Origin of the sequence: Streptomyces sp. NPDC048001 (assembly GCF_043203115.1) — a bacterium.
In the GTDB taxonomy this organism is placed as follows: domain Bacteria; phylum Actinomycetota; class Actinomycetes; order Streptomycetales; family Streptomycetaceae; genus Streptomyces; species Streptomyces sanyensis.
In genome coordinates this window covers 1,003,323-1,024,042 of record NZ_JBIDBN010000001.1, presented here as the reverse complement: position 1 = coordinate 1,024,042, position 20,720 = coordinate 1,003,323, and the positions used below count along the sequence as shown (strand labels likewise).

Here is a 20,720-nt window from a genome sequence, read left to right as displayed (position 1 = left end):
GTGCGCTCGTTCACACCGACCTGCCGGGCCGCGGCCCGGCGTGCGACACCAGCGGCCCGAAGCCCCTCGTACTCGTCCCGCCCGGGATGCCGGCGCGGCAGGCGCACCGAACTTCGTCCGGCCTTCCGAGCCCAGCCGAAGGCGGTGCTCCGGTTCACCCCCAGCTCACGCGCCACAACGGTCACGTTCCCCACGACATCCAGCCGCGCGAGGAAACGCTCCCGCAACCCCGAAAGATCATCACGCTCAACGCCCACGGTCCTCGCAACTCCCACAGATCGCGGGTGTTGCGAGGACCGTTAGAACCCAAGCTGCGCCCCGCGGCCCCCACGGCCCCTGCGCCCCACGCGCCCGGCGTGCCTGCGCCCGGCGTCCCCGGCGCGGAATCCTCCGCTCCGCGGTCGCGCCCGTCCCGTCGCACTGCCGGTGACCGGCCGGTAGGACACATGACCCCACCTCAGTATCCTTGCTCGCTGCCGCACACCCGGGTGCGGCGACTCAAGGGGAGGCTGTCCCGTGGACTGGTCGAAGGCGGGCACCGCGGCGGTGCCGGCTCAAACGGAGCCGCCCGTGCCGCACCGGCACGACGTGCCCATCCTCCTCGTCGAGGACGACGCCGGCGACGCCGTGCTCTTCGAGGAGGTGCTCGCCGACAGCGACCTGGGCCACGACTTCACCTGGAGCAAGAGCCTGGCGGAGGCCGAGGAGGAACTGCGGGGCAGCGGAAGCGGCACCTGCATCCTGCTGGACCTCCACCTGCCCGACGCGACCGGCCTGGCCGCGGTCCGGCGCATGCTGGAGGTGGCACCCGAGGCGGCCATCGTGGTGCTCACCGGCCTGGCCGACGGCAGGACCGGCCTGTCCGCCGTCGCCGAGGGAGCCCAGGACTACCTCTCCAAGGCCCAGCTCACCGCCGACGGCCTCAACCGGGCCGTCCGCTACGCCCTCCAGCGCAAGCAGGCCCAGCGCGCCACGGCGGCCCTCCAGGCCGGCAGGCTCCAGGCGCAGGAGAACGCCCGCCTGGAACGCGGCCTGCTCCCCGTACCGCTGCTGCGCGACCCCGGCTTCCGCGTCGTCGCCCGCTACGAGCCCGGACGGGACCACGCCATCCTCGGCGGCGACTTCTACGACGTGGTGCAGACCGAGGACGGCTCCGTCCACGCGGTCGTCGGCGACGTCTCCGGCCACGGGGCGGCGGAGGCGGCGCTGGGCGTGTGCCTGCGCGTCGCCTGGCGGGCCGCCGTGATGAGCGGCCGGACCGGACCGGACCAACTCCGGCTGCTGGAGGAGATCCTGGTCGCCGAGCGCGAGGAGGAGCACCTCTTCGCCACCCTGGTCACCTGCGTCTTCCCGCCCGGCGGCACCGAACTCACCGTGGTGCGCGCCGGGCACCCCGGCATCATGCTGCGCACCGGGACCGGGGTCTCCTGGTACGAGTCGCCGGGCGGGATGGCCCTGGGCTTCCTCCCGGGCCACGCCCGGTGGACGGAGGACTCCCTGCCGCTCCGGCCCGGGACCTCCGTCGTGGCCTTCACCGACGGCCTCTTCGAGGGCCGCACCGGCCCGGCCGGCGAGCGCCTCGGCGAGCAGGGACTGCTGCGCGCCGCGGAAGGACTCCACGGCCTTCCCGGCCAGGAGTTCGTGGACCGCCTGGTCCAGGACGTCTCGGACCGGGCCGCGGACCACGGCGGCCTGTCGGACGACGTCGCCATCCTCCACCTCGACTGGGAGCACGGATCATGAGCGAGAGCGGGAGCGCCCCGCGCACCCTGCGCGGCCGGCTGTCGACACAGGGCTGGATCCACCTGGTCCTCGCCCTGATGGCCCTCGTGGTCGTGCTCGCCGCCGTGGTCGGCACCCAGATGCTCGTGCGCACCCAGCAGCGGACCGACGAACTGGTCGACCGGCTCCAGCCCGCCCGCTCGACCGCCTTCCAGCTCCAGAAGTCGCTGCTGGACCAGGAGACGGGCATCCGCGGCTACGCCCTGACCGGCGACCCCCGGTTCCTGGAGCCCTACGAGCAGGGCAAGGCGGACGAGCAGCGCGCCCTGGCCGCGCTGCGGGAGCTGGTCTCCGACTACCCGGTGCTCCGGCAGGACCTGCGGGAGCTGCAGAGCGCGGGCGCCGCCTGGCGCACCGAGTACGCGGAGACGATCACCACCCCGGAAGCGTCCGGCACGGCGTCCGGCACCGGCACCGCGCCCGACCCGGACACCGCCGCGACCCTGGAGCGCAGCAAGCGGTCCTTCGACTCGCTGCGGCTCGGCTTCGCGCGTCAGCAGCTGCACATCGACACCGAACGGGTCCGCGCCCGGGAGGGCCTGGAGACGGCCCGGACCCAGCGCAACGCCTCCTTCGCCGTCATGGTGGCCGCCATCCTGCTGGCGGCCGTCCTGATGGCCGTCCTGGTCAACCGCATCGTGGGGCGGCCGCTGCGCCGCCTGGAGGAGGCGTCCACCCGGGTGCGCGAAGGCTCCTTCGAGGAGGAGATCTCCATCGACGGGCCGGCGGACGTCCGCGCGGTCTCGGCCGCCGTGGAGGCCATGCGCCACCGGATCGTGGACGCCCTGAGGACGACCCGCAACCGGGAGAGGCTGCTCGCCGAGCAGACCGTGGAGCTGGAGGAGCAGGCGGCGGAGCTGCGCCGCTCCAACGCCGAACTGGAGCAGTTCGCCTACGTCGCCTCGCACGACCTCCAGGAGCCGCTGCGCAAGGTGGCCTCCTTCTGCCAGCTGCTGGAGAAGCGGTACGGCTCCGAACTGGACGACCGGGGGCGGCAGTACATCGACTTCGCCGTCGACGGCGCGAAGCGGATGCAGGTCCTGATCAACGACCTGCTGACCTTCTCCCGGGTCGGCAGGCTGGACGAGCACCGCTCCGCGGTGGCGCTGGACTCCACGGTGGACCGGGCGCTGCGCAACCTCGGCGCCGTCGTCGAGGAGGCCGAAGCGGAGGTGGTCCGCACCGGCGAACTGCCGACGGTGACGGTGGACCCCACCCTGATGGCCATGGTGTGGCAGAACCTGATCGGCAACGCCGTCAAGTTCCGCCACCCGGAACGGGACTGCCGCGTCGAGATCTCCTGCGACCGGGCGGGGGAGGAGTGGGAGTTCACCGTCCGGGACAACGGCATCGGCATCGCGCCCGAGTTCGCCGAGAAGGTGTTCGTCATCTTCCAGCGGCTGCACAGCCGGGAGGAGTACGAGGGCACCGGCATCGGACTCGCCCTCTGCCGCAAGATCATCGAGCATGCGGGCGGCCGGATCACGATCGACAGTGCCGAGGGCTGCGGCACGGCGATCCGCTTCACCCTGCCCCGGGAGTGACGCGCCGGCCCCCGTGCACCGCCAACGCCCCCCATCCCCACCCCAGAACCGGAGTACCGCTGTGGACACCCCCGTGGAACCCATCGAGGTCCTGCTCGTCGAGGACGACCCGGGCGACGAGCTGATGACCCGCGAGGCGTTCGAGGACAACAAGATCCGGAACACCCTGCACGTGGTCAGGGACGGCCAGGAGGCCCTGGAGTTCCTCTTCCGGAAGGGCCGGTACGCCCAGGCCCCCCGGCCGGACCTGATCCTGCTCGACCTGAACCTCCCGAAGTACGACGGCCGCCAGGTGCTGGAGCGGATCAAGTCGGACGAGGACCTGGCCATGATCCCGGTCGTGGTGCTCACCACCTCCTCGGCGGAGGAGGACATCCTGCGCAGCTACAAGCTCCATGCCAACGCCTATGTGACCAAGCCGGTGGACCTGGAGCAGTTCATCGCGGCGGTCCGGCAGATCGACGACTTCTTCGTCAGCGTGGTGCGCCTGCCCCGCCGCCGCTGAGCCCGCCGCCCCGTCCCCGCCCCGCCCCCCCCGACAGGCGGGCGGGGGCCGGTCGGGGGCCCCGGAGGCGGTGCCGACCCCGGTCCGGGCCCCGTCCGCCACGACCGCACCCCGTTCCCGCCCGCCTCATCGCCCCGTTCCCCGCCCCGGCCCCCGCGTACCGTGCCGCCGCCCCGTTCCCGCCTCCCGTGCCCGGGGAGCCCGTCCGCGGCACCGCGAGCGTGACCCGGGCCACCGCCCGCGTATGAATGCCGTCAAGGCGGCGGGCCCGCGCGTATGGGCCCCGTCAACAGGGGTCGGTTTCCGGCCGGACATGCGCTTGTCTCGTGCTGTCCGACGTCCTCCGATCCCTTTCAGGAGCATGCGATGGCCGATCTGGCCTTCGTCGTCACCACGGTCGCCGTGTTCGCGCTGGTGGTCCTCGTCGCCAGGGGGGTGGCGAAGCTGTGACCGCCGAGAACCTCGTCGGCCTCGTCGTGGCCGCCGCCCTGCTGGGCTACCTCGTCCTCGCCCTCGTCAAGCCGGAGAGGTTCTGAGCACGGTCATGAGCCCCGTTCCCGCTGACGTGCTCCAGGTGTCCGCGCTCATCGCCGCGCTGGCCCTGGTGCACCGCCCCTTCGGCGACTACATGGCCGCCGTCTTCACCTCCGGCAGGCACCTGCACGTCGAGAGGTGGATCTACCGCGCCGTCGGCGCCGACCCCGACAGGGAGATGCGCTGGCCCGCCTACCTGCGCGGAGTGCTGGCCTTCTCCGTGACCGGCGTGCTGTTCCTCTACCTGCTCCTGCGGATCCAGGACCACCTGCCCGGATCGCTCGGCTTCGCCGCGATCACCCCGGACCAGGCGTTCAACACGGCCGCCTCCTTCACGTCCAACACGAACTGGCAGTCGTACCCCGGCGAGTCCTCCATGGGCCATACCGCCCAGACCGCGGGCCTGGCCGTGCAGAACTTCGTCTCCGCCGCCGTCGGCATCGCCGTGTCCGTGGCCCTGGTCCGCGGCTTCGCCCGGTCCCGCACCCGTGAGCTGGGCAACTTCTGGGCCGACCTGGTCCGCGGTGTCGTCCGCATCCTGCTCCCGATCTCGGTGATCGCCGCGGTCCTGCTGGTCGCGGCCGGCGCCGTCCAGAACTTCGCGGGCATCCACGAGATCACCACCGTGACCGGGCAGACGCAGTCGATCAGCCCCGGCGCGGTCGCCTCCCAGGAGGCCGTCAAGAACCTGGGGACCAACGGCGGCGGCTACTTCAACGCCAACTCCTCCCACCCCTTCGAGAACCCCAACGGCTTCTCCAACCTCCTGACGGTCTTCCTGCTCCTCCTCATCCCGTTCTCGCTGCCCCGCACCTTCGGCACGATGGTCGGCAGCGTGAAGCAGGGCCACGCGATCGTCGGCGCGATGGCCGCGATCTGGTGCGTCGGCGTGGTCCTGGTGACCTGGGTCGAGTACGCCCACCCGGGCACCGCCTCGCAGCTCGCGGGCGGCGCGATGGAGGGCAAGGAGCAGCGCTTCGGCGAGGGCGCCTCCTCGCTGTTCGCGGTCTCCACGACCATGACCTCGACCGGCTCGGTCAACTCCTTCCACGACTCCTACAGCGGACTGTCCGGCGGTGTGCTGCTGCTCGGCATGATGCTGGGCGAGATCGCGCCCGGAGGGGTCGGCTCCGGCCTCTACGGCATGCTGGTCATGGCCGTCGTGGCGGTGTTCCTCGCCGGTCTGATGGTCGGCCGCACGCCCGAGTTCCTGGGCAGGCGGATCGGCACCCGTGAGATGACATACGCGGCCTGCTACATCCTCATCACCCCCGCCCTCGTCCTGACCGGCACGGCGATCGCGATGGCCACCGGCACCGGTGAGTCCTCGATGACGAACACGGGCGCGCACGGCTTCTCCGAGGTCCTGTACGCCTACACCTCCGCCTCGAACAACAACGGCTCGGCCTTCGCCGGCTTCGGCGCGGACACCGGGTTCCACAACACGGCGCTCGGTCTGTGCATGCTGCTCGGCCGGTTCCTGCCGATGGTGTTCGTCCTCGCCCTCGCGGGCTCGCTCGCGGAGCAGAAGCCCGTCCCCGAGACCGAGGGCACCCTGCGGACCGGGAAGCCGCTGTTCAGCGCTCTCCTGGTCGGCACCGTCACCATCACCACCGGTCTGACCTTCTTCCCGGCCCTCGCGCTGGGCCCGCTCGCCGAAGGACTCGCGGCATGACCACCCACACGGAGAGGCACGAGGACACGATGGCCACCACGACGACGGCCCCGGCGCCGCACCCGGAGCCGCCCGCCCGGCGGAGGCCCGGGGGCGGCCGGGCCGGCGGAGGCCTGTTCGACCCCAGGCAGCTCCTGGCCTCCCTGCCGGACGCGCTGCGCAAGCTCGACCCGCGGACCATGGCCAGGTCGCCGGTGATGTTCGTGGTCCTGGTCGGCTCGGTCCTCACCACCGTGCTCGCGGCCGCGAACCCGGGAGACGCGTTCGGCTGGGCGGTCGCCGCCTGGCTCTGGCTCACCACGGTCTTCGCCAACCTGGCGGAGGCCGTGGCCGAGGGCCGCGGCAAGGCCCAGGCCGACACGCTGCGCAGGGCAAGGACCGGTACCGTCGCCCGCCGGGTCGTCGGCAGCGGTGAGGAGCGGGTTCCGGGTACCGAACTGCGCGTCGGCGACCTCGTCGTCTGCGAGGCCGGCGACACCATCCCCGGCGACGGTGACGTCGTCGAGGGGGTGGCGTCCGTGGACGAGTCGGCCATCACCGGCGAGTCCGCCCCGGTCATCCGCGAGTCCGGCGGCGACCGGTGCGCGGTCACGGGCGGAACGAAGGTGCTCTCCGACCGCATCGTCGTCAGGATCACGACGAAGCCCGGCGAGACCTTCATCGACCGGATGATCAGCCTGGTGGAGGGCGCGGCCCGCCAGAAGACGCCGAACGAGACCGCCCTCACCATCCTGCTGGCGTCCCTCACCGTCGTCTTCCTGCTGGCCGTCGTCACGCTGAAGCCGTTCGCGATCCACGCGGGCGCCGACCGGCAGACCTCGGTGATCGTGCTGACCGCGCTGCTGGTCTGCCTGATCCCGACGACCATCGGCGCGCTGCTCTCCGCGATCGGCATCGCGGGCATGGACCGGCTCGTGCAGCGCAACGTCCTCGCGAGGTCCGGGCGCGCCGTCGAGGCCGCCGGTGACGTGTCGACGCTGCTGCTCGACAAGACCGGCACGATCACGCTGGGCAACCGGCAGGCGGCGGAGTTCGTCCCGGTTCACGGGACGACGGAGGCCGAACTCGCCGACGCCGCCCGACTCTCCTCGCTGGCCGACGAGACGCCCGAAGGCCGCTCCATCGTGGTCCTCGCCGAGGAGGAGTACGGGCTGCGCGGGCGCCACCGGGGCGAACTGGCCCACGCCGAGTGGATCCGGTTCACCGCCCGGACGCGGATGTCCGGTGTGGACGTCGACGGCCGGAAGGTCCGCAAGGGCGCGACCGGCTCCGTCACCGCCTGGGTCGAGGAGCAGGGCGGCACGGTCGCCACCGACGCCCGCGAGCTGACCGAGCGCATCGCGCAGGCCGGTGGCACCCCGCTGCTCGTCGCCGCCGCCGACGGCCGGGGCGCCCGCGTCCTCGGCGTCGTCCACCTGAAGGACGTCGTCAAGGACGGCATGCGGGAGCGGTTCGACGAGCTGCGCCGCATGGGCATCAGGACCGTCATGATCACGGGCGACAACCCGCTGACCGCCAGGGCCATCGCCGAGGAGGCGGGCGTCGACGACTTCCTCGCCGAGGCCACCCCCGAGGACAAGCTGGCGCTCATCAGACGCGAGCAGGCCGGCGGCAGGCTCGTGGCGATGACCGGCGACGGCACGAACGACGCCCCCGCGCTGGCGCAGGCGGACGTCGGCGTGGCGATGAACACCGGCACGTCGGCCGCGAAGGAGGCCGGGAACATGGTCGACCTCGACTCCGACCCGACCAAGCTCATCGAGATCGTCGGGATCGGCAAGCAACTCCTCATCACCCGAGGAGCTTTGACCACCTTCTCGCTCGCCAACGACGTGGCGAAGTACTTCGCGATCATCCCCGCGCTGTTCGCGGCCGCCTACCCGGGCCTGGACAGGCTCAACCTCATGGGCCTGACCTCGCCCGAGTCCGCGATCCTGTCCGCTGTCGTCTTCAACGCGCTGATCATCGTCGCGCTGGTCCCGCTCGCCCTGAAGGGCGTGCGCTACCGGCCGGCCGGTGCCGACAGGATGCTCCGCCGCAACCTGAGCCTCTACGGCCTGGGCGGTCTGATCGCCCCGTTCATCGGCATCAAGCTCATCGACCTGCTCCTCTCCCTCGTCCCCGGTCTGCGTTGACCAGAAAGCGTGCTGACCGATCATGAAGAACTCCGTAGCAGACACGGGACGCCTGGCCTGGGCCGCGCTGCGCATGCTGCTCGTGCTCACGGTCGTGACCGGGATCGTCTACCCGCTCGCCGTCACCGGCATCGCCCAGGGACTCTTCCACGACAAGGCCAACGGCTCGATGGTGACGGTGGACGGCCGCGAGGCCGGCTCCGCGCTCATCGGCCAGACCTGGGACCTGCCGAAGAAGAACCCGGACGACGCGAACGAGGCCCCGCGTCCGGACCCGCGCTGGTTCCAGCCGCGCCCGTCACACAGCGGCTACGACCCGCTGTCCACCGGCTCCGGCCAGCTCGGCGCCTCCGACCCGACACTGACCAGGCTGGTCGGCGACACCAGGAAGGCCGTGGCCGCCTTCAACGGCGTACCGGAGTCCGCGGTGCCGAAGGACGCGGTCACCGGCTCGGCCTCCGCGATCGACCCGCACATCTCCCCGCAGTACGCGCGGATCCAGGCCGCGCGCGTCGCCGAGGCCAACGGACTGCCCGAGCAGCAGGTCGCGAAGCTGGTCGAGGACCACACCGAGGGGCGGACGGCCGGTTTCCTCGGCCAACCGCACGTCAACGTCCTGCAACTCAACCTCGCTCTGAGGGACGTGACCGCGCCATGACCTCGCCTTCGGCGGGATCGCACCCCTCCCGCCGGTCACGGCGTCGTCCCCGGCCCGCCCCCGCGTCTTCCGGCGCGGAGTCGCGAAGTCCCCTCGCCCGGGATGCCTCCCGGACGACGGCCGGGGAACCGGACAGGCCCGGAACCGGGCGGCAGGAGGAGCAGCGGACGGACACGACCCGGATCCGGCGGTCCGCCGCTTCGGACTGCTTCTCCTGCTCGCCGCGGTGGCCCTGGTGGCGGTCGGCGCCCTGGCAGGCTCCCGCTGGCTCCTCGGGATCGGGGTCTGGACCCTGGTGGGCGCGGGGCCGGTGGAGGTGGTCTACCGGCCGTGAGGCGGCCCGCCCGCCCCCGGGTCGTGCCTCCCCGGCCCGACGAGGACATGGCGGCCGCCGCCCTCCGAGCCCGCCGGCACCGGATCGGGTCGGCCGACGCCCAGATGGGCGTGCGCCGTGCACGCCAGGACGAGCGCGGACGCCCCGAGCGCCGTCCCGGCCAGTCCGAGGAGCACGGCCGGTGCGGTGCCGGGCAGTCCGGCCGCGAGGAACCACGACGCGGCGGACACCGGTCCGGCCGCGGCGGCCCAGCTCCACAGGGCGCGGCGGCGCGACCGGGTCTCGGTCAGGCCGCGTACCCGTACGCGCAGCCGCTGACGGCATGCGGGATCCCCGCAGACGACCTCCCGGACGGCCTCGCCGGTCTCGGGGCGTTCCAGCTCCAGCCTGCTGGAGTGGGCGACGAGGGGTGCCGCGGTCCGTCCGGTGTCCGTGTGCCCGACGACGAAACGGAGGATCAGCGGAACGGTCCTCGTCGGCTGTGCCACTGCCTTCACCCTCCGTCGAGGATTCTGTGCCCGATGGCCTGCCCGTCCACGCCGCTCGTCCACGCCGCCCGGGCACGCCACGGGGAGCCTGCCCGCCGGGAGCGCTCCGAAGCCCCCGGCGGGCGGGGTCGCCGCACCGGACCGCCGCTCGGGACGACCGGCCCCGACGAGGCCCGCCTGTCCGCGACCGGGTCCGGCGATCGGGCCGCCTGCCGGGCCGCGGCCCGCGCCTTACGAGGACCGGACCGCCTCGCCGCGGGAGGTCACCGGGCGGCCTCCGGCGCGGACGCGCGGGCCGGGCGCACAGAAGGGCCGAGCGCCCCCGGGGCCACGGGTCGCCCGGCGGAATCCGGCGCGCGACCATGGGAGGAGCGACAGCAGTCGTTCATCCGACCGACTGGAGGTGAGCCGTGATGACGCTGCCTGCGCGACACGGGATGGGCACTCCGCTGGAGCGGGCCTTCCCGTGGCGGGAACCGATGGCCGCGGAGTTCGACGAACTCTTCGAAAGGATGGGGCGGTTCCTCGAGGCCGCCGCCCCCTCGTGGACCGGGACGACGGCCTGGTCGCCCCTCGCCGAACTGCGCGAAACCGATGACGCCTACACGGTGGAGTGCGAACTGCCCGGAATGAAGCGCGAGGACATCGACGTGGAGGTGGGCGGCAGGGAACTGACGATCACCGGCGAACTCGGGGAACGCGAGAGCGAGGGCACCCTGCGCCGCACGACGCGCCGCACGGGCCGTTTCGAGTACCGGGCGCTGCTGCCGGCGGAAGTGGACGCCGAGCAGGTGACCGCGTCGCTCGCGGACGGGATGCTCACCGTCACCGTTCCCAAGTCCCAGCCGGCCAAGGCCCACCACGTGGAGATCACCACCTGAGCCTGAGAGCCCGCCGCACGGCTCTCGCGGAGTTCGCGGAGGTTCGCGGACGGTCCCCCGTCCCGAACCTCCGAGGGCACTCGCGCCACCGCTGACCAGTGCACCGCTGTTACCGGCCCACCCGTGGACCGGCCGGCCGTAGCCCGGCCCACGGCTGGCCGGCCTGGCGCTGACCGGCAGGGGCCGACCGCGTCGGCCGGGTGTCATCCACGGGTCCGGTAACCGACCCTCACCTCGGGGCGGAGGGCCTCGGCCACGTCCCGGTCGAAGGGTTCGGTGCTGGGGGTGAGCATCGACGCCGCGGCCACGGCCACTCCCAGCGCGACGGCGCCGACGGAGTCGTCGCCTGCGGCCAGCCGGGTCGCGATCGCGGCCACCATGCCGTCTCCCGCCCCGGCATCGCTCAAGGGCTCGCCGGGCAGCGGCGGCGCGTGCAGCTCGGTGTGGCCGTGTCCGGTCGAGCACACCGCACCCAGCGCACCCACGGTCGTGACGGCGACCTCGGCGCTTCCCGAGGTGAGCAGGTACTCGTTGACGGCCCGGGCGTCGTCGAAGCCGCGGACGACCCGGCCCGCCAGGCTCTCCGCCTCCGTCCGGTTGCACCTGAGCAGATGGACGCCTTCCGCGAGAGCTCCGCGGAGGGCCGGTCCGGAGGTGTCCAGGATCAATCGCGCTCCACACTCCCTGACCCGGCGGGCGACCGCCCCGTAGAAGCCGGCGGGCAGGCCGCCGGGCAGGCTGCCGCTGGCCACGACGTACCGGCAGCCGCCCATGGTCCGCTCCAGGGCGTCCAGGCACTGCAGCCCCTCGTGGCTCTCCAGGTGCGGGCCGGGCGGCACGATGTGGTACGCGCGGCGCGCTGCGGTCTCGAACAGCACGAGCGCCTCACGTGTCTCGCCGGTGATGCCGACGGCGACGTGGTGGACGCCCTCCTCCTCCAGCAGCCGGTTCAGGCGCCGGCCGACCTCGCCTCCGGCGGTGTGGACCGCGGTGGCCCGCCCTCCGAGCCGCACCACGCCACGGGCCACATTGATCCCTCCGCCCCCGGCGGTCACCGACCTGACCCGGGCGCGGTTCTTGCCGACGTCCTCCAGGCGCCCGACCTCCCAGGCGAGATCGACGGTGGGACTCATCGTCAGGGTCGGCACATACGGCCCACCGGCCGGACTCCGCGGGTCTCCCGCGCCGCCGGCCGCCCGTTCCGCGCCGGAGGGCGGGGCCGCGGCGGCGCTCACAGCGACGTACCGCCGATCGCGCCCGTCGTCCGTACTCTGCGTGCCGTCTGCTGGACATGGCCTCGGGTCATCGCGTTCATCTCCGCAGGCAGGGAGGCGGCCTGCTTCCCACGATGGCGCAGGGCGACGGCCCCCGCATGCGGTGGGGCCCGGGCCCCGCGGTCCCGGTACCGCACCGTCGGGGCCGGGCGACGACCCCGGGCGTACGGTCAACGGCCTTCGGGCGCCCCGGTGGAAGGCCGTCGGCAGGGGGCCGGGACCCGCCGTTCCGCGGACCCGGCGGGAGAGCCGGTCCCTCCCACCGGGCTACGCCGCCACGGCTCGACCAAGGAGGCAGAGGCGGGCCCCGACGTGGCCGCAGGCGTTCGGCATGCGCACGGGACACGACGCTCCGACACTGGGGGAGAGGAGCACAGGCCGCGGACGGGCCACGCTCCCGGTGAGCCCGCCCGGCGCGGTTTCTGGCGCTCGAAGGCGACGTCGGAAAGGCGGGACGACCATGACCACTGCCCGGGAGATCATGCACTCGGGTGCCGTCTGCATCCAGGAGGGCGAGACTCTGGAGGCCGCGGCCCGCAAGATGAAGGAGCTGGACGTCGGTGCCCTCCCCGTCTGCGGCGAGGACGACCGGCTGCACGGGATCGTCACCGACCGCGACATCGTGGTGAAGTGCCTTGCCAGGGGCAAGGACCCGAGGACCGTGACCGCGGGCCAGCTCGAACAGGGCAAGCCGGTCACGATCGACGCCGGGGCCGACGCCGACCAGGTCCTCCAGGCCATGGAGAGCCACCGCATCCGCCGGCTGCCGGTCATCGACGAACACCGTCTCGTCGGCATGATCAGTGAGGCGGACCTCGCCCGCCACCTGTCCGAGGACCAGGTGGGCCATTTCGTCGAGGTCGTCTGCGCGGCCTCCTGAACGGCCGGACCGTCATCGCCAGGACCCGTCGGCCGCCGGGTTCAGGCCGTGTTCGGTTCAGGCCGTGCTCAGCAGCCGGGCGGCCACCCGCCTGACCTCCAGGACCTTCCATCGGGCTCCCGGCCGGGACGCGAACACACGCGGGCTCGGGCGCAAGGCCGAAAGCGCTGCGCCCCGAGGGTGCGCACCCTCGGGGCGCAGCGCTCCCGGCGGACGGCCCAACCGGCCTGCGCCTTGCGGCCCATGGCCACGACCACCATGAAGCGCTGCGAGAACCGGATAGCGCGCCAGCTGCGTGCGAACCGGCCGGTGTTCCGTTCCGGGCAGCTCGTCTACGGAGACGGCGACGATGCCATCCCCGAAGCGATCCGCATGTCCGCCTACACTCAGGTCGGTCTGTTGTTTCGGCAAAACAGTGCAGAACGGCTCTGATTGGCGCGTCACATGCTGACAGTCGCACGTCTCGAAGAGGTCGTCGGCGGTCTTCGGGCCCATCGCCCGGAGCAGCCGCGTGACATCGACTTCGCTCTCATCGCACAACTGCTCGGGACCGGTCTGCCCTCCGACTTCCGGGAGTTGTCGCGGGCCTACCCGACGCTGGAGTTCGACGGCTTCCTGCGCGTGCCCACCCCCCGGCCGGGCGGGGAGGAGACCCCGCGTCGGCGGGGAGGACGAGAGCGGCACCGTGTACCTGCCGCACGGCACCGGAACACCCCCGCGTCGGCGGGGAGGACCACCACGGCAGCACCGGGCCCAGCAGAAGGGGCGGAACACCCCCGCGTCGGCGGGGAGGACGTCTGCGCCTGCTGGTGCAGCACCCTGGTGACCGGAACACCCCCGCGTCGGCGGGGAGACCCAGTTCGTCCCCGTCGAGTGCGGCCCGGAGGTCGGAACACCCCCGCGTCGGCAGGGAGGACGCGCGGCTCGACAACTGGGCCTCCCCGTCCAACGGAACACCCCCGCGTCGGCGGGTAGGACGAGGGCCAGGGCGAGTTCCATCGCGCCCGGTCCGGAACACCCCCGCGTCGGCGGGGAGGACCGCTGCGTTGCGCAGCACGACAACGGCCAAGCCGGAACACCCCCGCGTCGGCGGGGAGGACCGCGCCCGCACCACCACCTACACCACCACCGGCGGAACACCCCCGCGTCGGCGGGGAGGACCGCGCCCGCACCACCACCTACACCACCACCGGCGGAACACCCCCGCGTCGGCGGGGAGGACTCTCACCGTCCAGAAACCGTTTACTGCAAAACCGGAACACCCCCGCGTCGGCGGGGAGGACACGACAGGGATCTCGAACTCCATGGCCAGGAGCGGAACACCCCCGCGTCGGCGGGGAGGACGCCGTGTGGTTCTTTGACGCGCTCGCCTCCGGCGGAACACCCCCGCGTCGGCGGGGAGGACGGAAAGGCCGCATCCTGCTGTCCGACTCGATGCGGAACACCCCCGCGTCGGCGGGGAGGACGTCGGCGACGGCCCCGATGGTGAGGTGCAGGTCGGAACACCCCCGCGTCGGCGGGGAGGACGGAACCTGACGAATGCCCATCACGCCCCCTGGAGGAACACCCCCGCGTCGGCGGGGAGGACGGTGTGGGTGGTGGTCGTGGTCCTCCGGGCTGCGGAACACCCCCGCGTCGGCGGGGAGGACCTCGCCACCTGCCCGTGCACGGTGAGCGGGACCGGAACACCCCCGCGTCGGCGGGGAGGACGCGATCTTCACCGACGCCGACGACAGCCAGACCGGAACACCCCCGCGTCGGCGGGGAGGACCAGCCCATGGGCTGGAGCAGCGCCAACCGAATCGGACCACCCCCGCGTCGGCGGGGAGGACCGTGGACAGTGGGATCCCCGCCGCGCGCGCGGCGGAACACCCCCGCGTCGGCGGGGAGGACTCACGGCCCGGGGCCGACGACCACGACCGCCGCGGAACACCCCCGCGTCGGCGGGGAGGACCCGAGGACCAGCGCAACGAGCTGATCACCGGGCGGAACACCCCCGCGTCGGCGGGGAGGACTCGCGGGCGCCACGACCGCGGTAGCGAACGCGCGGAACACCCCCGCGTCGGCGGGGAGGACGCGCGGTCGCGGTCCTCCGAGACCTCGCGAAGCGGAACACCCCCGCGTCGGCGGGGAGGACTCCGGGTCGACGGCGGCCGGGGCCGGGTCCGGCGGAACACCCCCGCGTCGGCGGGGAGGACAGATGGGCTTCGCGGACCTGGTCGACGGGCAGCGGAACACCCCCGCGTCGGCGGGGAGGACGTTTCGATGTGGGGCCTTCGGTCGGCGATGAGCGGAACACCCCCGCGTCGGCGGGGAGGACCGCTTGGTGGTGGGTGCGTCGTGGGGCGGCTACGGAACACCCCCGCGTCGGCGGGGAGGACGCCAGGAGCACGAGACCGACTCCGATCGCCACCGGAACACCCCCGCGTCGGCGGGGAGGACGTCTCCAGCTCGGCTTGCGCGTCCTCCCGGTGCGGAACACCCCCGCGTCGGCGGGGAGGACTCTGAGGCGGCATCGGGCGGGAATGTCCCGTTCGGAACACCCCCGCGTCGGCGGGGAGGACGCCTTGATGACCTCGGCGAGCATCGCGCGGTCCGGAACACCCCCGCGTCGGCGGGGAGGACTCACCATTGATCAGGCGGGCGACGGCCAGAGCCGGAACACCCCCGCGTCGGCGGGGAGGACACTTCGCGACCTGCGGCTTAATGGGGGCTTTGCCATTGCTTTACCGGTGTTGCCGGGCGGGAGCTGAAGCGCATACCGCAAAGCTACCCGACCGTATGCCCACCCGTTGTCAGTGCCGCATGGTGGAGTAGGCAATGGACGGCTCCGATGGCAAGGGTCAGGGCGCACGGATGGCGGGGGAGTACGCATGATGCAACGGCCGGACGTGGCTCCTGACGAGACGGCGTGGGGGAAGTCCCGGGGGCTGGATCCGAGGCTGCCGGCCTATCCGCTGGTGAGGCACCTGTTAGATGCTGCAGCGGTGGCGCTGTTCTTGTGGGACTGCTACTTGTCCGACAACCAGAGGCTGGCCATCGCCGAGGGCTTCGACGAGCCTGATGCCCTGGACCGGGCACGCGCTCTGACCGCGCTCTGCGCGGGGCTCCACGACATCGGGAAGCTCTCCGCGTTCCAGTTCTGCGATGCCCGGGGGCGCGGCGGCCTGAGCGATTCGCTGGCGGATGATCCGGGACGGATCGGCGTCGAGCGACTCGGGCACGACATCGCCGGGATGGAAGCGGCCCCCGCCGTTCTGGAAGCTCTGGGCTTCGGTGCGACGGCGGACGTGGCCATCGAGCGTATCGCCGAGGTGCTCGGCGGGCACCACGGGCGCTTTCACCGGTTCGACTCGCAGCGGGCACACCCGTCGCGTCAGTCGCATCTGGGTGGCGCAACGTGGGCACGTCAGCGTGAGGCGCATGCCGCCGCGGTCCTGGGTGCTCTGGACGATCCATCGCCGCCGGCGAAGTTCGCTGCTCCGGCGGCCGTGCTGGTGACCGGGGTGGTGATCCTGGCTGACTGGCTGGTCAGCCAGGAGGGGTATCTTCGACGCCGGCAACGACAGCTCGATCCCTCTCTCGCCCGTCACTTCGAGACGTCACTCAAGGACGCTGAGACCTTGGTGCGCGAGGCCGGTCTCATGTCGGTGGATCTGGAGCGCAAGGGGTTCGCGGAGGCGTACGGCATTGCGGGTGGGCCGAACCCGTTGCAGCGCTCGATCGCCGAAGGGCTGGCTCCGCTCTGCGACGGGGCCGGGCGCGGCGTCCGTAGGGCGGGGATCCTGCTGGTGACGGCCGCGCCGGGCGACGGGAAGAGCGAGGCGGCGCTGGAAGCCGAGCGCGTCTTCTCACGAGCCTTCGGCACACGCGGGTTCGCGTTCCTCCTGCCGACGATGGCGACGAGCGATCAGATGCACAGTCGCATCGCTCGGATTCTGGCCAGGCAGGATGGAACAGAGGCAGGCTTGACGCTGACGCACAGTATGGCGTGGTTGAGCAGCGCATACGCGGCTGAGGACCTCACGGCCGGTGAGCCGGTGCTGGTGTGTGAAGGCGAGGACGACGCTACGCCGGCCGGCAAGAGGGCTGCGGAGCACCTGGCTGCGATGCGCCCGTCGAGCTGGTTGTTCGGGGCCAAACGGCCGTTGCTTGCTCAGTACACGGTGGGCACTATCGACCAGGCGCTGATGGCCGTCCTGCCGGTGCGGCACAACGCCTTGCGGCTGCTTGCTCTCTCGGGGAAGACGTTCATCGTCGACGAGGCGCACGCCTACGACCCCTACATGCAGGTTCTGTTGGGCCGCCTGCTCAACTGGCTCGGCAGGTACGGCGTGCCGGTGATCCTGTTGTCGGCGACGCTGCCGGCCTCGGTCGGTGACAAGCTGATCAAGGAGTACCTGCGAGGTGCGGGGCGCAAGCCCTCCGAGCTGAAGGGTCGGTGCTTCCAGGCTCCCTATCCGGGCTGGCTGTACGTAGACGCGTGTGATGGCCGGTCGAAGCAGATCGAGCCGGGCGATCAGGAGGCGCAGGCGGAGGAGCGCCGCATGCGCCTGCAGGTGCAGATCGAGCCCGTCGTCCATCATGCCGAGGGCGGGCGACGAGGACGGCTCTCCGTGATCGAGCAGTTGTTGGAGCCGGTCTTCACCGATGAGGGCGGCTGCGCCCTGGTCGTCTGCAACACGGTCGCTCAGGCGCAGGAGACGTACCAGCACCTCAAGGGACGCTTCGGTGAGGGCGGGCTGACGCTGTCCGAGCACAGAGAGGGGGACGGCGATCTGCAGTTGTTGCACGCCCGGTTCCCCGGTGACGTGCGGGAGAGGCTGACCAGGGCAGTCACGTCCGGAATGGGACGAGGGGGATCACGGCCGCAGCGAAGAGTCATCGTCGCCACACAAGTCGTCGAGCAGTCGCTGGACCTGGATGCGGATGTCGTGATCAGTGACCTCGCACCGCTCGCGCTCCTGTTGCAGCGGGCTGGGCGGTGTTGGCGCCATGAGACCTGGTGGGTGCGTCACGGCTATCCGGGCGGGCGGGGGCGCCCGGCGTGGGCGGAGGCGGGGCCGCGCCTGGTGGTGCTTGACCCGATCGCAGGTCAGGGCGGTGTGCCCGCGCAGTGGGGCGAGGTGTATGCGGAAGCTCTCCTCATGGAGACCTCGTCGACGCTCCATGAGCGCGGAACACGGGCGATCTGCATCCCCGAGGATGTCCAAGACCTTGTCGAGAAGGTGCACGGCGACCGGGGCGGTCGATTCGACTGGAGTCTCCCGGACACCGCGGCCGCGTGGGTGGCCCACGTCGGCAAGACCGCCGCGCAACAGGGCGTCGGTGCCCTCCTCGCCGTCCCCCGCGTAGGCCACGTCACGAGACTGAACCAACTCCACCACCTCGAAGGCGAGGAGGACGAATGGGAGGCATCCACCCGCCTGGGAGCGGACTCGGTGCGTCTCCTGTGCGTCTATGTCCATCCGGACGGCACGGTCACTCTCGACGCGGAGGGAAGACGGCCACTGCCCAAGGCCGCCGCAAGCGGCCGGATGGAACTCTCCGATGTGCGAGCCATCATGGGCCGAACCATCCCGGTCAACGCGGAGTGGTTCAGTGGCGAGCGAGAACGGCACCAGCCCCCGAAGGACTGGGCCGAGCACACGATGCTGGCCGACCTCGTAGTCGTACACCTGCCGGTGCACGACTACGAGGCTCAGCCAGTCGCTGTCGGAGGCAAGCACTTCCTGCTCGACGAGGAGCTGGGCCTCGTGCGCTCCTGAGCCGCTGCCGCGAGAGCACGCAACACCCCCACATCGGCGGGGAATCGATGCCGGACCGAGGCACCGCGTCACATACGGCGGAACACCCTCGCGGCGGCGAGGAAACGGTGCCTCCGGTTGCGCCATGCAGCGTATCTCCCGGAACGACGTCCGCCGGTCACGGCACTCTGGTGGTCATCACAGGCGTGCCGTGCTGCATCAGGAGAACCATCAGGAGCGCCCCGTAGGCCGCGCATTGCCTGGCACTGGGACTCAGGATCAGAACGACGAGCACGGTCAACGCGATCGTTGCCCGGGGACGTGTCGCAGGCCGTCAGCCGACCGTGCTGACGGGTGCTGACAAGCAGCACACATGGGCTCCTTCGGGAGGCTTGGCGAGGTCGAATCCGACACCACGGGTGCCCGGACGAATCGTCAAGCGGGCGCGCTGTGCCATAGAAGGGGCTTCAAGGCCCACCAGATATCACCGAGTCACTTACGGCTTCAGCAAAGTGCGTACCCGGGGAGCCACGCAGTGGTCTACTGGCCTTCGCGCCCTCGCGCAGACCAGTTGTCAGTGGCTGGTGCTTCAGTGTCCCAACGCACATCTTCCGCCCCATGTGGGGTTCTTCCACCCCATGTGGGGTCCGGCTCTTAGGGGGTTGGAGTTGTCGGAGAGTTTCGACCTGCGGGACGAGCCGTGGATTCCGGTGAGGCTCGGCGGTCAGTCCGTGCGGGTGGGCTTCAGACAGCTGTTCCATCGTGCGCACGAGATCGACGACATCGAGCTGCCGCTGCCGCCGGCCGCCTCCGGACTGCTGCGAATCCTTGGGGCGTTGGCGACTCGGATCGCCGGAGAGGACGACGTGCCGCTCGGCGACGAAGACACGGCTGAGGACGTCGAGGAGTGGTTCGCGCTGCGAGCGCGCGTCCTGGAGCGGGGGAGGTTCGATGCGAAGGCGGTGGACGCCTACTTCGACGACGAGGCGCTCACGGGTCGCTTCGACCTCTTCGATGAGCAGCGTCCCTTCCTTCAGGACCCCCGGCTGCGTACCGAGTGCGTGGACACCAAGGGCAGCCCCAACTCCTCCGGCATCAACAAGCTGGTCATCGGACGGCCGACGGGTGTCAACGGTGCCGTTCTCTTCGGTCACTTCAGCGATGCGGCCCCTGTGGCGGTGCCCGCGGCCGTCGCAGCGTGGCACCTGATCGCGACGCTGTACTACGGGCCGTCGGGCCAGTGCACGCCGCGTCGCATCACGACGGTCCGCGCGGGCAGCGGGGATGCGGGTCCGCTCCGGAAGACGATCTCCTTCCACCCGTGGGCCCCGGACCTGTTCACCACTCTGGTGCTCGGTGTACCCGCGCCCGGAAGCGGGGCGGAGGGGAACGACCTGTGCCCGTGGGAGGACGAGCTCCCCGACCCGCTCGGCGCGCTCCCCCCGTACACCTGGCCGGGCCGCATGCTGACGGGACGTGCACGTCACGCTGTCCTTCTGCTGCCGTCGGCCGACCGCAGAGAGGTCGTGGACGCCTACGTGACCTGGTCCACCCACCAGCCGTCCCCCGCCGTACGGGACCCGCACGTCATCCTCGACATGCCCCGGACCGGCGAGGGCGCACCCTATGCGCGACCCGCCGACGGGCACAGGGCATTGTGGCGGGACCTCGACGCGCTCCTCCTGATCGGCGACAGCCAGACGCAGCGACCCAGCACCCTGGACCACCTTCCCCGCAACCTGGGGGACCGCCTACGGGTTCGGGCCTACGGCTTCGACCAGGACGGTCAGCAGCGTGACAACATCTGGTTCGAGGCCACCACCCCGCCGGTCCTCGCCTGGCAGCAGCACGCGAACCCGGAACTCAGCCCGTACCCGGGGATGGCCGAGCATGTGGCGCGCTGCCACCGGGCCGCTGAAGAGGTCGCGGACAAACTACGCTACGCCGCACGTCTGGGGTGGAAGCTGGCCACGGATCCGGTCGAGGACTCCTCGGCCAAGGTGAAGCTGGACCCGAAGAAGCACGGGCCTTGGGCCGCCCTCGCCGTCAGCCGGTTCTGGTCGGCCGCCGAGCACGCCTTCTGGCAGCTGGCCACCCCCGCCCTGATCGACACGGCGCCCTACCCGCCCTTCGTGCGGATCGCCCTCGATGCCCTGGACGAGGCGATCGGCGCGCGCAGTGCCGACGTTCGCGTCGCCCGGGCTCGGAACAGGGCGCGCACGGTGATCCGCTCTGCGTTGCCGAAGCCGCACATGATCGCCCCAGGGGAGTGACATGACCACA

At 71.9% G+C, this 20,720-nt stretch carries 15 protein-coding genes, 1 pseudogene and 1 CRISPR repeat array; of the genes and pseudogenes, 13 read left to right on the top strand and 3 right to left on the bottom strand.

Translation table 11 applies throughout. From position 1 onward, the window contains the following. Positions 1-257, bottom strand: a pseudogene (locus ACGF15_RS04300) (IS30 family transposase); the annotation flags it as partial. Positions 258-516: 259 nt separating this feature from the next. Here ACGF15_RS04300 and ACGF15_RS04295 point away from each other — a divergent pair. The 8 genes from ACGF15_RS04295 to kdpC all read left to right on the top strand — a co-directional run bounded on the left by ACGF15_RS04295 (position 517) and on the right by kdpC (position 8,833). Further along, positions 517-1,743, top strand: a complete 1,227-nt coding sequence (locus ACGF15_RS04295; protein WP_376428077.1) for a PP2C family protein-serine/threonine phosphatase — start codon at positions 517-519, stop codon at positions 1,741-1,743. Next, complete coding sequence (locus ACGF15_RS04290; protein WP_345609505.1) at positions 1,740-3,326, top strand: CHASE3 domain-containing protein; 1,587 nt, start codon at positions 1,740-1,742, stop codon at positions 3,324-3,326. Before ACGF15_RS04295 ends, ACGF15_RS04290 begins: the two co-directional genes overlap by 4 nt. Before the next feature lie 61 nt (positions 3,327-3,387). Beyond that, entirely contained in the window at positions 3,388-3,831 is a 444-nt protein-coding gene (locus ACGF15_RS04285) for a response regulator (protein ID WP_345609503.1), read from the top strand. Between the two features lie 276 nt (positions 3,832-4,107). Continuing rightward, on the top strand, positions 4,108-4,281 hold the full coding sequence (locus tag ACGF15_RS04280; RefSeq protein ID WP_392796869.1) for a hypothetical protein: 174 nt from the start codon (positions 4,108-4,110) through the stop codon (positions 4,279-4,281). Continuing rightward, on the top strand, positions 4,278-4,367 hold the full coding sequence (kdpF, locus tag ACGF15_RS04275) for a K(+)-transporting ATPase subunit F (RefSeq protein WP_345609499.1): 90 nt from the start codon (positions 4,278-4,280) through the stop codon (positions 4,365-4,367). The genes ACGF15_RS04280 and kdpF overlap by 4 nt, the downstream gene beginning before the upstream one ends. 8 nt (positions 4,368-4,375) lie before the next feature. Then, on the top strand, positions 4,376-6,040 hold the full coding sequence (gene kdpA, locus ACGF15_RS04270) for a potassium-transporting ATPase subunit KdpA (protein WP_392796868.1): 1,665 nt from the start codon (positions 4,376-4,378) through the stop codon (positions 6,038-6,040). Then, positions 6,037-8,175 (top strand): potassium-transporting ATPase subunit KdpB, encoded by a 2,139-nt coding sequence (gene kdpB, locus ACGF15_RS04265; protein ID WP_392796867.1) that lies wholly within the window; start codon positions 6,037-6,039, stop codon positions 8,173-8,175. The genes kdpA and kdpB overlap by 4 nt, the downstream gene beginning before the upstream one ends. Before the next feature lie 22 nt (positions 8,176-8,197). Next, a complete protein-coding gene (kdpC, locus tag ACGF15_RS04260) occupies positions 8,198-8,833 on the top strand; it encodes a potassium-transporting ATPase subunit KdpC (protein ID WP_345609493.1) in 636 nt (211 codons plus the stop codon). A 321-nt stretch (positions 8,834-9,154) separates the two neighbouring features. On the opposite strand, the gene ACGF15_RS04255 is transcribed toward kdpC, so the two are convergent. Further along, a complete protein-coding gene (locus ACGF15_RS04255; RefSeq protein ID WP_392796866.1) occupies positions 9,155-9,655 on the bottom strand; it encodes a hypothetical protein in 501 nt (166 codons plus the stop codon). Positions 9,656-10,068: 413 nt separating this feature from the next. Here ACGF15_RS04255 and ACGF15_RS04250 point away from each other — a divergent pair, with 413 nt between their 5' ends. Then, the gene (locus tag ACGF15_RS04250; protein ID WP_345609489.1) at positions 10,069-10,536 is read left to right on the top strand and encodes an Hsp20/alpha crystallin family protein; all 468 of its coding nucleotides are present in this window, start codon (positions 10,069-10,071) and stop codon (positions 10,534-10,536) included. A gap of 203 nt (positions 10,537-10,739) precedes the next feature. On the opposite strand, the gene ACGF15_RS04245 is transcribed toward ACGF15_RS04250, so the two are convergent. Further along, entirely contained in the window at positions 10,740-11,669 is a 930-nt protein-coding gene (locus ACGF15_RS04245) for a 1-phosphofructokinase family hexose kinase (RefSeq protein WP_392796865.1), read from the bottom strand. Between the two features lie 601 nt (positions 11,670-12,270). On the opposite strand from ACGF15_RS04245, the gene ACGF15_RS04240 reads away from it, so the two are divergent. From ACGF15_RS04240 to casA, 4 genes are all read left to right on the top strand, one after another. Next, complete coding sequence (locus ACGF15_RS04240) at positions 12,271-12,690, top strand: CBS domain-containing protein (RefSeq protein WP_345609485.1); 420 nt, start codon at positions 12,271-12,273, stop codon at positions 12,688-12,690. A gap of 243 nt (positions 12,691-12,933) precedes the next feature. Further along, positions 12,934-13,122: a hypothetical protein gene (locus ACGF15_RS04235; RefSeq protein ID WP_345609483.1), complete on the top strand. Its 189-nt coding sequence runs from the start codon at positions 12,934-12,936 to the stop codon at positions 13,120-13,122. A gap of 212 nt (positions 13,123-13,334) precedes the next feature. Next, positions 13,335-15,376: direct repeats of the CRISPR family, unit length 29 nt; unit sequence CGGAACACCCCCGCGTCGGCGGGGAGGAC. Between the two features lie 187 nt (positions 15,377-15,563). Further along, a complete protein-coding gene (gene cas3, locus ACGF15_RS04230; protein WP_392796864.1) occupies positions 15,564-18,458 on the top strand; it encodes a CRISPR-associated helicase Cas3' in 2,895 nt (964 codons plus the stop codon). A gap of 647 nt (positions 18,459-19,105) precedes the next feature. Then, positions 19,106-20,710, top strand: a complete 1,605-nt coding sequence (casA, locus tag ACGF15_RS04225; RefSeq protein ID WP_392796863.1) for a type I-E CRISPR-associated protein Cse1/CasA — start codon at positions 19,106-19,108, stop codon at positions 20,708-20,710. Positions 20,711-20,720 lie beyond the last annotated feature (10 nt).

What these genes read in the sequence shown, in the direction of transcription:
- ACGF15_RS04250 (WP_345609489.1), top strand. Translation starts at nt 10,069, where the DNA reads ATGACGCTGCCTGCGCGACACGGGATGGGCACTCCGCTGGAGCGGGCC.
- ACGF15_RS04240 (WP_345609485.1), top strand. Translation starts at nt 12,271, where the DNA reads ATGACCACTGCCCGGGAGATCATGCACTCGGGTGCCGTCTGCATCCAG.
- kdpA (WP_392796868.1), top strand. Translation starts at nt 4,376, where the DNA reads ATGAGCCCCGTTCCCGCTGACGTGCTCCAGGTGTCCGCGCTCATCGCC.
- ACGF15_RS04280 (WP_392796869.1), top strand. Translation starts at nt 4,108, where the DNA reads ATGGGCCCCGTCAACAGGGGTCGGTTTCCGGCCGGACATGCGCTTGTC.
- ACGF15_RS04235 (WP_345609483.1), top strand. Translation starts at nt 12,934, where the DNA reads ATGGCCACGACCACCATGAAGCGCTGCGAGAACCGGATAGCGCGCCAG.
- kdpC (WP_345609493.1), top strand. Translation starts at nt 8,198, where the DNA reads ATGAAGAACTCCGTAGCAGACACGGGACGCCTGGCCTGGGCCGCGCTG.
- cas3 (WP_392796864.1), top strand. Translation starts at nt 15,564, where the DNA reads ATGATGCAACGGCCGGACGTGGCTCCTGACGAGACGGCGTGGGGGAAG.
- ACGF15_RS04290 (WP_345609505.1), top strand. Translation starts at nt 1,740, where the DNA reads ATGAGCGAGAGCGGGAGCGCCCCGCGCACCCTGCGCGGCCGGCTGTCG.
- ACGF15_RS04245 (WP_392796865.1), bottom strand. Translation starts at nt 11,669, where the DNA reads ATGAGTCCCACCGTCGATCTCGCCTGGGAGGTCGGGCGCCTGGAGGAC.
- kdpB (WP_392796867.1), top strand. Translation starts at nt 6,037, where the DNA reads ATGACCACCCACACGGAGAGGCACGAGGACACGATGGCCACCACGACG.